Raw genomic sequence first — 12,406 nt, 5'->3', positions numbered from 1 at the left:
AACGGCGTCAGATCACGCCTGCTCTCATCGCGAAGGCGACAGCATGGGCCCGGTTGCGCAGCTGGAGCCGGCTGGTGACGGTGTAGACGATGTTCTTGACGGTCCGCTCGGAGTACCGCAAAGTGCGGGCGATCTCGGCGGTGTCCAGTCCGTCGGCCATGAGGCGGAGTACGTCAATCTCTCGGCTGGATAGGCTCGAGGCGGTCAGGTTGCTCGGTTCGAGCACTTCGCGGTGCAGACGCTCCATATGATCGACCAGCCTGCCCATCAAGTCGGGAGGCAGATCTGCAGTTCCGGCCGCGGCGGCGCGGACGGCGGCGACAAGGCGTCCGTCGGCCGCCCCGCCGCGGGAGACAATCGCCATCACCCGGCACTCGACTGCGACTAGCAGGTCCGCTTCGGTGATGTTTCGCACGGCGAGCACGATGGGTCGTCCCAGATCGGCGGCAGCGGCGCGCAGGAGGTCCATGCCCTGGCAGGAAATCTCCTCAAACGCCGCGACGACGACATCCACGTGCTCGCGTTCGCGGCTCGTGGTGACCGTGACGCCGGGGTCCGAGCCGAGGATGGTCGTGAGTCCCGCGACGGTGATGGGATCCAAGGCGCGGACCGCCACGCTGACGTTCTCCATGTACTCCTCCGGGTTCGCTGCGATGCAGGATTCTCAGCGTGGCGGGGCGCTCTTCACGTATTCTCCACGCGCTCTGCACGTCTGCGTAGCGGCCGCTTCGAAGCGTAGGAATTCGGGCAGAATTACGAGCCAGAACGGCTTGTCTCACGGTTGCTGCGACGTCTCGGCTTATCGTGGGGTGTGGACACCGTGTGAGAGGAGCCAGTGATGGACATCTTCTTCGAAGACATAGTCGAGCGTATCGTCGCCGAGCAAGAAGAAGAGATCACTAGGGCATCGGATAAGCATGAGTGGTCGGTGCCGTCGTCCGGTAGTTCTGATGCCGATGGGCGGAAGATCCACGAGATGGAGTAGTCCTGCTCGCAGTGAGGCAAGGATTCCCGGGCTGTGGTCGGTCAGGTGCTGGCCGGTCAGTGTGACGGCGCGGACGTGGAACATGCGGCTCCCGGCCGGACCCGGTGCTCGGGTGCTGACTCAGCCACTCGTCGCAGCGGTACGAAGGTGCGACCGGCTTCACGTGACCCAGAAAACGATCACTACCTGTTTGCTTCCCAACGGGAAGCAATCTCCCTTGCAGGTAACTCCGTCTGAGTGATTACACTTGGTTGATCATCAGTACTCTGTTCGGGAGATTTCGTGGTAAAATGATCGTCTGTTCGAGTGAATTACGTTGACAGCATCTGAAGGTTGTCAGCTGACTAAGAACGTCTGACGATGGCAGTTGTGAGGAGTCTGCGACCGAAGCGGCGACGGTCTACCGGGATTTGTCGCGCTTCATTCCGACGATGTGTCTTGATGCTGTCATTGTTTTAAATCTACGGCGATCTGGGGGATCTGCATAGTTCGTGCGCGAAAGTGTGAAGGAGGCTGCCCTGATGTGCAATCGAGACCTCACGCTCGTCGGGCGCGAGCCCGAGGAGGAGATCAATGGTGGACAGCTACCGCGGCCTGCGCTTGGAGGTCCTCGGGCCGATACGTGCCTGGAAGGGCAACAATGAACTTGATCTGGGTTCTGTTCATCGGCGTACAGTCGTAGCTGTGCTCGGTATATCCGCCGGTCACACCGTTTCGCGTCAGGTGCTGTCCGACGCCCTGTGGGGCGATGAGCCACCATCGAGCGCGAGCGGCAGCATCTACTCCTACATCTCCGCACTCCGCAAGGTGCTCGAACCTGAGCGCCGTCCACGGTCCGGTGACGGGCTGCTGGCGTCGGTGGGTGCCGGATACTCGCTCCGCATCGGCGAGGACTGTGTCGACGTCAATCGGTTCCACTCCCTCCGTGGGTCGGCGGCGAAACATCGTAGGGCGGGCCGAGATGAGGACGCGCTGCAGGACCTGGATCAGGCGCTCGGCCTGTGGCGAGGCGAGGCGCTGGCCGGCCTGCCAGGCCGGTTCGCCGACATGCAGCGCGCCAAGCTTGGCGAGCTCCGGCTGGCGACTGTGGAGAGCCGCGCAGAGATCTTACTCGGTCTCGGTGATGTGGACGACCTGATCTACGAGCTGACCGCGTTGCGCCGGGAACACGGCCTCCGGGAGCCGGTGGCCGGCCTCCTGATGCAGGCGCTCGCGAAGAACAATCGGGTGGCCGAGGCGATCGCGGTGTTCGAAGATTTGCAAACTCAGCTGCTCGACGCATCGGGGATTGAGCCCGGCCGCCAGTTGCACGAGCTGCACCGCCAACTGCTCGCGGGCAGGACGGCTGCGAGGACGGAGCGGCCGCCGGCCACTGCGGCGGAGACCGCCGAGCGTCCCGGCCGACCGGAGACCTTTGTAGGCCGGGAAGACGAGCTGAAGTCCCTGCGAACGTCGGTATCCGCTCTCCAGGCCGGACGTGGTTGCGTCGTTTGGCTGGAAGGCGAGCCCGGTATTGGCAAGACGGCGTTGCTGGCCGAAGCCTTTTACGGTCCGCCGGGTTCCGAAGCGGTCCTCCGCTGGGTCACCGCGCAGGAGCTGGACAGCGCGACTCCGGCCCAGTTCGTGCGAGACTGTCTCGCCGTCATGGGCGAAGCACCCGCCTCCAGCCTGCTCCGGGACGATGTGGCCCAGGACCTCGACCGGTTGATCGAGGCCCTGGCCGGGCTGGCCGCAAACGGCCCGCTGATCTTCGTCGCCGACGACTTCCAATGGGTGGACGACGCAAGCGCAGGGGCCTGGTGGCGTCTCGCCCGGTTGTGCGACCGGTTACCCCTGCTGCTCATCGCTGTGAGCAGGCCGCGACCCCGCAGCGTGACGGCCGAGCGGGTCAGGGCGCGCGTGGTCAGCTCTGGCCAGGTCATCTCGCTGACGCCGCTGAGCGAGACGGAGATTCTCCACCTTGCCGAGCGACAGGCCGACACGCGAATGAGCGGCGGACTGCGCGCCGCGCTGGACGGCGGGGGTGGGAACCCGCGCTACCTGTTGGAGATCATCGGGAGTTATCTAGCCGCACCGCGACGGATCGCCATCCGCGGTGACGCCCCGGATGTGCCATCGCAGCTAGCCGCTCGGATCGGCAATCACCTGTCCTTCCTGACCGCTCAGACTCGCTCGATGCTGCAGTGGGCCAGCTTGCTCGGTAGGGAGTTCGGCCTTACGCATCTCGCTGCGACCGGTGAGCAGAACTCGGCGGAGCTGACCAGTTCGGTGGAAGAGGCTCTGGCGTCGGGCATTCTCGCAAATGACCGTGAACTGCTGCGATTCCCGCACGAAGTCGTTCGGCAGGCGCTGTACCACCAAGTGCCTGGCTCGGTCCGGTCGTGGCTGCACCGTAACTTCGCCCAAGCTCTGGTGAGCGCCGGGGCGTCGCCGGGATACGTCGCCGAGCAGTTGGCGGCGACGTCGATCGCGATGGACTCCTGGGCCCGGGGTTGGCTGGCAGCTCATATTGGGGACATCGCGGCCGAGAAACCCGGTCTCGCGGTGAAATTGCTCCGCAGGGCCATCGGCTCGGCGCCCAGGGAACAGCACCAGAGCGAGAAGCACTCTGCTGTGCTCGTGCGTCTGCTTTTTTGGATGGGCCGAGACGCGGATGTCGAGGCCCGGTCGATCCTGGCCAGGACCGCGAACCCGGAGCTCGTCGGCGAGATGCGATGGATCCTCGCGTATCTGCAGTTCCGCCGGGGGCAGCTTGACGGGGCGGACCTCGAGTCGAGGCGAACGCTGGCGGATCCACGGGTGGGCTCGCCTTGGCGGGAGCGTCACGAGCGACTGCTGGACGCCCTGGCGGGAGAGCAATCGCGGGGGAACGAGCCGTCACGGGACGTGAACGATCTGACGCTGCTGGACGACGCCAGTCGGGCTGCCGTAGCCGCGGGAACCGCGTCCTGGCAGCTGGCGGTCCGACAGGCGCTGCCCGCGGGGATCCTCGTAGCGCAGGCCGTGGAGCGGTACTGGACCGTGGACGGCGACAACGCCCAGCGGGAACTGGACGCGCTCACCGATGTCGAACCACGGCTTGCCTCCTATGTCCAGCGTCGGCTGGGTGTGCTGATCCACAGCGTGGCCGCGTTGCTCGCGGCGGAGCGGGACGACCAGAAGACAGCCGAGCTGAGGCTGTGCGCGGCTACCGAGTGCGCCGGTGAGGCAGGTGGCGGCGTGCCCGGTTACGAATTCCTGCTCGTGGCGAAGTCGGAATTGGCCGAGTTGCGCGGCAGGCCGGCCGAAGCGATGGAAGCTCTGCTCCGGCTCGCGGAGTCGGGTGTTCCGTTGTCGGCCCGGCGACTGTGGCTGCCTCGCCTGGCGCGGTTCGCCCTGCGGCTGGGGGATGCGCGGCGTCTCGAACAAGTGCAGCGCGCGGCGGAAGCCGAACCGGCGGAACCGCACGGCGAACGGTATCTGCGGCGGTACTGCGAGATCTTCGTCAGCGGTGATGCCGACGCCATGCTCGAATTGGCGCAGCTGATGGCTGACAACGATGTCGTCACTCAGCTCGCTCTCCGCGCGTTCGAGGACGCAGCTTGGCTGTTCGCCCGCGCGAGACGAACAGCCGAGGCGCTCGACGCGTCGCGGGCGGCGATGCAGCGGTACCACCAGGCTGGATCCGTATGGGGGATCCGACGGGTCGACGAGGTGACCCGGTTCCTCAGTCAGTCGCCCCGGCACTTCGTCAACGCGCTTTAAGGACAGGACGGAATGACCGACAGCGGAACTGGGCTGCGGATCCAGGTACTGGGCCCGCTCCGGGTATGGCGTGGAGAGACCGAGCTCAAAGCCGGGCCCACGCGGCAACGGACTGTGCTGGCCGTGCTCGCGTCCCGCGCCGGGCATCCGGTGACGCGGACGGAACTGGTGTCCGCGCTATGGGGCGGGCAGCCCCCGGTAACTGCCGACGGCAGCATCCACACCTACGTCTCGGGCTTGCGCCGGGCTCTCGAACCCGGGCGGGGGAGAGGGGAAGCTAGCGGCGTGCTGAGCAGTGGGCCCGTCGGGTACACACTGCTCGTCGAGCCGACGGCGATCGACGCGCTGACCTTTGAACGGCTGATCGCCCGCGCGCAGAAAGAGCAACCGGATACTGCGATGGCCTCTCTCGACGAGGCGCTCGCCCAATGGCGGGGGGAGCCGTTATCCGGCCTTCCGGGTCCGTTCGCGGAGGACGAACGGACCCGGTTGGACAGGCTGCGGCTCACCGCTCTCGAGCGGCGTGCAGAAGCCATGCTGGCAATGGGCGAGCACACCGAGGTGATCGCGGAGCTGGCGACGCTCACTGCGGAATTCCCACTGCACGAGGGGTTCCGGGAGATGCAAATGATCGCCCTCCACCGCAGCGGCCAGCACCACGAGGCGCTCGCGGTGTTCCGGGAAGTGCGGGCCACGCTGGTCGCGGAGCTCGGCGTCGAACCGGGAGCCGCGCTCCAGCAGCTCCACGCCCGGCTTCTGGCCCGTGACCCCGGGCTCGACTACCGGCCTACCGGGCCCCAGCCGGCTTTGCTCTCGGTGCTGCCCACCCAGTTCGCCCGGCGGTTCGAGACTGGTGCGCACCCCGCCTTCGTCGGCCGGACGGCGGAGCTCGAACGGCTGCGCGAGTTGATCGACCAGGTCTGCGACGGACGTGGGGGCAGTGCGTGGCTCGAAGGGGTCCCAGGCATCGGGAAGACCGAGCTGCTGGCCCGAGCCCTGGCCGATGTAGCCGACCGGGGTTGCCAGATCGGCTGGGCGACTGCGGCGGAACTGTCCAGCCGGATTCCTCTGGAAGTCGTGTTCACCTGCGTCGGGATGGGCGGGAACCCGGGCGGATCCTGGCCTGCCGACCGGTCCGACAACGAGGCACGAACGAGCATCTGGGGCGATCGCGACCCCGCCGCTGCCTCGGTATCCCGCCTGCTGGAACTGGTGGACGAACTGTGCGGGAGAGCTCCTCTGATCTTGGTCATCGATGACGTCCAATGGGCCGACGAAGCCAGCGTGCTGCTGTGGCAACGCCTCACTGCGGCGACGAGGCAGTCGCCGCTGCTGCTCATCGCGGCCGCGCGGCCGGTCCCCAGGCCCCCCCACCTCGCCAGGCTGCGGCGGGCCATCGAGGACCGGAACGGGGAAATCATCAACGTGGGCCTGCTTTCGACCGCCGAAGCCGTCGAACTGCAGGAGAATCTCGTCGGCGCCAAGGTCGGCCCGCGGCTGCGGGAACTGGTGGCCCACGCTGCCGGAAACCCGCTGTACCTCGCTGAGCTCACCGGGACGATGTTGCGTGAGCACGCGGTGACCACCATAGACGGAGTGGCCGACCTGGAGGAGTCGGTGGCCTACAATGCGCCGTACTCCCTGATGGACATGATCGGCAGGCACCTCGGTGCGCTGTCCGCCGAGACGAGTGAAACCCTGCGCTGGGCTTCGGTTCTCGGCACGGAATTCACCGCGACTGACGTGGCGGCCGTGACCGGACGAAGTCCGCGAGATCTGCTCGCGATCTTCGAAGAAGGGTTGGCTGCGAGCCAGATCGTCGATGCGGGCACCCACCTCGCCTTCCAGCACCCGCTGTTCCGCCAGGCCTTCTACGACAGCATCCCGCCGGAGGCCCGGGCGGCTCGTCACCGGTGGGCTGCCGAAGCGATCGCCGGTGCCGGGGCGCCGGTGAGCCGGATCGCCGAGCAGATGGCTGCGACTGACGTCGCCGGCCCGTGGGTCATGGGGTGGCTCGCTGAGAATCACGATGCGCTTTCGAACCGGGCTCCCCTGATCGCGGTGGATCTGCTGCTCCGTGCGTTCGACGTGTGCCCGGCCGAGGATCCACGCCGTGAGGACATCGCTGCCGCCCTGGTCAAGGTCCAGTTCCGACTGGGGCAGCGGCCCGAAGAGCTGGCCCGGCTTCTGTCATCGACGGCAGTCGATCCTGCTCGGGCTGCGGAGATGCGGCAGCTGCTGGCGGCGATGCGCTATCGCCGGGGCGATCTCGCCGGAGCCGTCGAGGCGCTCAGTGCCGCGGTCGACGATCCCCGAGTGCCCGAACTCTGGCGCCGTAGGCACCGGCATCTGCTGGCGAACTTCCGCCGCGGTGACCTCGCCGACCTCGACCACGTCGAAGCCGCCGGTCAGAAGGCCGTGGCCGACGCGGACGGCGACGAGTACCTCACCGCGCACGCGTTGCAGACCCTGTGGCTGACTTCGTCGGTGAAGCGGGATCACGAAGTGGCGCTCGATCACGTCGACAACGCCATCACGGTGCTGAGCGACGTCGATTCACTGGTCGACCTCAAGTTGGATCTGCTCGACAACCGGGTGTTCACGCTGCAGAATCTCGACCGGCTCGCCGAGGCTGGGGGTTCCCTGAACACGGCCCGCCGGATCGCCGATGTCCACGGTCTAACCAATCATCTGCAGGTGTCGGCGGCGGTGCACGGTTACTGGATGGGCAAGTGGGACGACGCGCTTGTCGAAGTGGACCTGGTGGCCGAGGACGGCCCCGCCATCACCTTCTTCGGCCTGCGCGAACCCCCTGCCGCCGCCCTGCTGCTGCACGGAGTCGCCGCTCTGATCTGCGGTCAGCGTGGGGACACCATCCGCGCCGCGGCCGAACTCGAAGCCATCGACGACTACCCGTCGACGACGCAGGCCGAACGCGAGGCCGTCGACTTCCTGCTTTTCGCCCAATCGCTCAGTTTCTTGCAGCACGGAGACACCGGAAGGGCGCTGGAAGTACTCGATCCCATCCTGAACCCCGAGTTTTCCCCGATGATGCTTCGGCACCAGTGGCTGCCGTCGATCGTGCAGCTGGCACTGGAGGCTGGCGACAGCGATCGGGCGATGCGCGCGGTACGAATCTGCGACGAGGAAGCCGCGAAAGAGCGCGTCGCGGCCCGCGCCGCGATGGCGGCCGACTGGTGTCACGGACTGGTCGAGCGTGACCCCGGGCCAGTGCTCTCCGCTGCCACCCATTACCGGCGGGTCGGCCGGCTCGTCGAACTGGGTAAGGCACTCGAAGACGCTTCGATGCTCCTGGCCGGCCTGGACCGCGACGAAGAGGCACGCACGGCATTCGAAGAGATGATCGCCGTGTATACGGAGCTGTCCGCCGACTGGAATTTGCGTCGCGCGGAGGCTCGCTTCTTGGGGTGTGGCGCGACTGAGAGGCTTTCGGCCGATCTGGTAACGCCGAAGAGCAACGGGAAGACGCTGTCCACATTGGAGGTCAAAATCGCACGACTGGTCGCCGAGGGCCACTCGAACGCGACGATCGCGGATCGTGTCGGCCTCTCTCGCCGGCTCGTCCAGGCACACGTCACCCGGGTCCTGGACAAGCTCGGCGCCGTCTCTCGGGACGGCATCCCGAAGGAGCTACAACGACCGTCGTGGTAACAGCTGGTCTATAGCCTGTCGGGCAGTTGCAGTAGCGCGCGCACCTGAGCCAGGCGGGGGTGAGCGCCGTGGTGGCGGGCAAGAGGAAGTCCGCCGAAATCACCCAAAGACGAGAAGGCCCAGATCGACGCGGACCAGGCTGTTTTCCCGCCCGCGCAGTCACTGACGGCTAGTGCCAGTACGACCGCGGTGACGCCGAGTGCGATGCGCGCTGCGTGGATACGAGAGTGGTTCATCGGGCTATCTCCCCGAGTGCGATGCGCGCTGCGTGGATACGAGAGTGGTTCATCATCGGGCTATCTCCCCGGGTGTTTCGTCGCTGCTCGGTGTCAGGCCGCCAGCGCGCCGGTCCTGATCGCGTAGGAGATTGCGTGTGGCCGGTTCACCAGGCCCAACCGCTTGATCGCCCCGTACAGCGTGGTCCGGATGGTTCCTTCGGAGAACTGGAGCTTCGAGGCGATCTCGTCCGTGCGGAAGCCCTCTGCCAGGAGCCGGATGACGTCGAGTTCGCGCATCAGCAGGCCGGAGAGGGTAAGGCCGTGCGGGTGGAGCACTTCATCGCGCAGGGCAGCCGTCTGCCTCAGAAACGCCGCTTGCAGCGGCCGGGGCAGCCTGGCTGAGCCGGCGGCCGCTCCGAGCACCGTCGACAGGAGCTCCGCTCCCGCCGCGTACTTCTTGGGCAACACGCTCACTACACCGCACTGGACAGCGAACATCAGATCGTTTTCGTTGAACCGGCCGGTGACGAGGACGGCCTTGGTCCGGTGCTTCCCGGCCGTGCCCGCACGCAACTGGCGAACCTGATCGAGCTGGGCACCCGCAACGACGTCTTCGGCCAGCACGACGACGTCGGCCTGCGTCCACTCGGCGTCGGCGAGGACCGTCACGTCTCGCGAGGCGGTCAGTAGCGCCGAGACCCCGGCGCGCGTGATCGGATCGGAGCCGCTGACCAAGACCTTGACCGGCTGCACGGCGTTCTCCTCTCGAACGGGAGTGACTTGACCTGATCAAGCTTGCCGCGGCGGTCTTCACGCCGTCTCCATGGCGTGTCCACAGCAGGAGCCGACCCGCGGAGAAGCAGGAGACGTGTTCGTGAGGGATATCCAGAGTCCTATCCCGGAAGCCGCCTGGCCTCGCCTGGCAACGACGCCGATAGGCGAACCTGAGGGGCGCCGAGAGAAGGGCAGGACCATTGTCTTTGCTGGACAGGTGGCGCACTCGTACATCGGCCGCGTCCGAGGTGGCGATCAGCGAGTGCGGGCCGACGCTGGTGTGCCATGCACCGGCCGGAATGACCGCCGAAGCCAGGTTGCTGGCAACGTCTGTGGCGCCCGACGCGGACCACGACCTGGTCGTGGTGGACCTGCCCGAAGGTTCGCCGAGCTCGGCTTGGGCGGCCTTCGCGGCGAAGGTGCCCGATAGCGCGAGAGCCATCCGGCTGGTAGTGACCGGGCCGTTCCGGCAGGCCGGCTGGTCTATCGGCGAGTGGCTATCGGGGCACCTCGGCCGGACGGTGGTCGCTTCCGAAGGGCTCGTCCTGGCCGCAGCCAACGGCGGCCTGTTCGTGCAAGCGCTCCGAAGTGGCGGATGGAGCAGGTTTGCGCCAGGGCGGCCCCCGGTGCGAGAGGGCAGCCGTCATCCGCGCCCGGGCTGGGAGTCACAGGCTGTCGCGCAGGTTGTCCCGATCGGACCGGCCAGCGGCGCCGAGCCGCTGCCTGCCGGGGTCTGGTTGCGGGCCGACGGTGACCCGCGCTGGCTGGCGGTGAGCCGAGCGCGACTGACCCGCACCCTGCCGTATCGCCCGGACGCGCTGACCGTGGTGCTCAACGGGCAGCACATGCCGGAGCTGGACCCCGAAGCGATTCGCCGCTTTTGGACACGGCTGCCTGCGGACGTCCGGGCCCGGGCGTGCTTCGTGCACTACGGTCCGGTACGGCTGTCCGGCGAGACGCCACTTGGCCGCGTGCTGGCCGACCTGCTCGGCGAGCAGGTTCGGCTCTACGCTGGCATGCCCGCCGGACCCTTGGACGCTCATCAAGTCTTCACGATTCGGCCGGACGGATCGCACGGATGGAACACGTTCATCCAGCTCTTCGGCTACCGGCCGGGCCTGTCCGGAGCACCGGACCGGCTCGCTCACCGCGCCCCCATACCCGAGTTGCCGGAGATAGCCCCTGGAATTTACCGGTACGGCCCGGATGTCGTTCTCGAAGTGGTGCCGGCGGGGCTTTGGCTTCGCCCCGCCGAGACGCTCGAAGATCCGGAAGGCATCCGTGGCGTCCGAGCGGACCCGAGGGAGCCGTACCTGTTCTACAGCGCCGGTGGTCCGGCAGTCACGAACGCGAACCGGATGCTTGGCCTGGCCCAGGAGGTACGCGAGCGTCTCGATCACCAGACCCGGCTCGCAATTGAGCTCCGCCCGGCCGGCGAACCGACCGGGCCCAAGGGACTCCCGCAGGATGCCGGCGCGTCACCTGAGCCGGAAGTCGCCGATTACGAATCCGAGGTGACAACGCGGCTTTCCGTGCCGTCGCTGCCGGCTCTAAGCCGCCTGCTCGGCACCGAGGGCTTTGTTTTCCCGGCAAAAGCGATCACACAGGCAGCCGTGCGCGCCGGGATCGCTGAGCCGGCTCCCGTGGACTGGCCGGACGAGCGACCCCAGCCGGTGCCGACCGAGGGGAAGGCCGCCATTCCGGGCACCGATCTGAGTGCCGATCGAGCCTGGTTGCGAGAGGCGTGGCGATCCTCGTTCGACACCGAAGCCGGGCCGGTAGCAGACATCCTGGCCCGGCATCCCCGGCTCGCCGGGAGGTCGCCGGCCGAGGACGCGCTGGCCGATCTGGTGGCGGCACGCCTCTACCTCGCCGGGCGCACCGGGGACCTCGACCGGGCTCTCCGTACCGGTCCAGCCGATGCGGATGTGCGGCTAGGCCGGTGCGTGGCCGCAGGTCTCGGCCGGCTGCCATCGCATCATGGGAGCACCGCGACCACGCTCACTCCGACGATCTGGCAGTGGGACTTCTGCCGAGAACATCCCGTACTCGCCGAATGGGGCTTTTTCAACGTCCTTACCGAGCTTGCCGCAGGCGAGGGCGACACCGATCTGCTCATCTGGTCGGCGACCGGGCGGATAACCGAAGTGCTGGAACCCCGGCAGGGGTCCAGTCGGGTTGTCTTCCTGCCGGGAACCCGGTTCAAGGTCCTTGCCGTCGCCGAGCCCTCGACCGATGCTCGAGGCCGGATCTTCCTGCGAGAGCTGTCAGCGCGGGAGATCGACGCCGAGGGGCGAGCAGTCGCCAACCGGATTTCGGTTGACCGGCTTGCGGAGACCAAGCTCCGGCAGGCAGCGGCCAAAGCCGGCAAGGCGGGTGACCTCGACCAAGGGATCCCGGCCGTCCTGGCCGCCAAACTGGACCTGCTGCCGGGTATGGTGAGGCTCTGATGACCGCGCCGTCAGTGCCGCCGGAGCCCGCTGAGCCAGAGCCGTCTGCTGAAGGGCACGTCCTGCTCTTGCTCGATTCCGCCTGGAATAACACCGAAGACGCGCAGGAAGCGCCGATCGAAGTCGTTCTCGGTGCCCTGGTGATGACCGGCAACAGCGAACCGGAACGGTTCGTCCCGAATCCGGACTACCGGCCGAGCTCGCCGGATTCCCCGCTGGACCCGCTGGACGGGGTGCTGCGGCTGCTGAGGCGGGGAGAAGGCGAGCCCGAGCACCTCGCCGACGCTCTCCGGTACTCCACCCTCAGAATCGCGGTGGACGAGCAGGGGGTCGTGCTCGTCGAACCCGCACCTGACGGGGTGTTCGTCGTACTGGTGGCCAGCTCGCCCGGCCACGAGAGCCACGCGAAGGCCGCCGGCTGGCGCGAGGTGACCTTGGCAGACTTAGCCGCCGCGCTGCCCGCCACCGGGGTGGACGTGCTGGTCAATCCCGCTTCGCCGGTGTCCATGCGGTTCTACGCCGACGCCATCCGGGACTTTGCGAGGCCCAGAGGACAGTGAGCA

At 67.3% G+C, this 12,406-nt stretch carries 7 protein-coding genes; 5 read left to right on the top strand and 2 right to left on the bottom strand.

The features are described from left to right. Positions 1 to 7: 7 nt before the first annotated feature. Positions 8 to 631, bottom strand: a complete 624-nt coding sequence (locus BLV96_RS17455; RefSeq protein ID WP_086671906.1) for a helix-turn-helix transcriptional regulator — start codon at positions 629 to 631, stop codon at positions 8 to 10. Positions 632 to 838: 207 nt separating this feature from the next. On the opposite strand from BLV96_RS17455, the gene BLV96_RS49880 reads away from it, so the two are divergent. The 3 genes from BLV96_RS49880 (at position 839) to BLV96_RS17445 (ending at position 8,401) form a co-directional block, all read left to right on the top strand. Next, positions 839 to 985 carry a hypothetical protein gene (locus BLV96_RS49880; protein WP_158104060.1) on the top strand — a complete coding sequence of 49 codons (147 nt, stop codon included), beginning with the start codon at positions 839 to 841 and terminating at the stop codon, positions 983 to 985. A 573-nt stretch (positions 986 to 1,558) separates the two neighbouring features. Then, positions 1,559 to 4,729, top strand: coding sequence for an ATP-binding protein (locus BLV96_RS17450; protein WP_086671905.1), 3,171 nt, complete (start codon positions 1,559 to 1,561; stop codon positions 4,727 to 4,729). 12 nt (positions 4,730 to 4,741) lie between these two features. Continuing rightward, positions 4,742 to 8,401, top strand: a complete 3,660-nt coding sequence (locus BLV96_RS17445; RefSeq protein ID WP_244180270.1) for an ATP-binding protein — start codon at positions 4,742 to 4,744, stop codon at positions 8,399 to 8,401. A 329-nt stretch (positions 8,402 to 8,730) separates the two neighbouring features. On the opposite strand, the gene BLV96_RS17440 is transcribed toward BLV96_RS17445, so the two are convergent. Then, a complete protein-coding gene (locus BLV96_RS17440; RefSeq protein ID WP_086671903.1) occupies positions 8,731 to 9,372 on the bottom strand; it encodes a helix-turn-helix transcriptional regulator in 642 nt (213 codons plus the stop codon). 320 nt (positions 9,373 to 9,692) lie between these two features. On the opposite strand from BLV96_RS17440, the gene BLV96_RS17435 reads away from it, so the two are divergent. Next, positions 9,693 to 11,843, top strand: a complete 2,151-nt coding sequence (locus BLV96_RS17435; RefSeq protein ID WP_086671901.1) for a hypothetical protein — start codon at positions 9,693 to 9,695, stop codon at positions 11,841 to 11,843. Then, complete coding sequence (locus tag BLV96_RS17430; protein ID WP_086671899.1) at positions 11,843 to 12,403, top strand: type VII secretion system-associated protein; 561 nt, start codon at positions 11,843 to 11,845, stop codon at positions 12,401 to 12,403. The genes BLV96_RS17435 and BLV96_RS17430 overlap by 1 nt, the downstream gene beginning before the upstream one ends. Positions 12,404 to 12,406: the final 3 nt, after the last annotated feature.

It is taken from the genome of Amycolatopsis pretoriensis (genome assembly GCF_900107925.1).
GTDB classification, from domain to species: domain Bacteria; phylum Actinomycetota; class Actinomycetes; order Mycobacteriales; family Pseudonocardiaceae; genus Amycolatopsis; species Amycolatopsis pretoriensis.
This window is presented reverse-complemented; position numbering and strand designations above follow the sequence as displayed.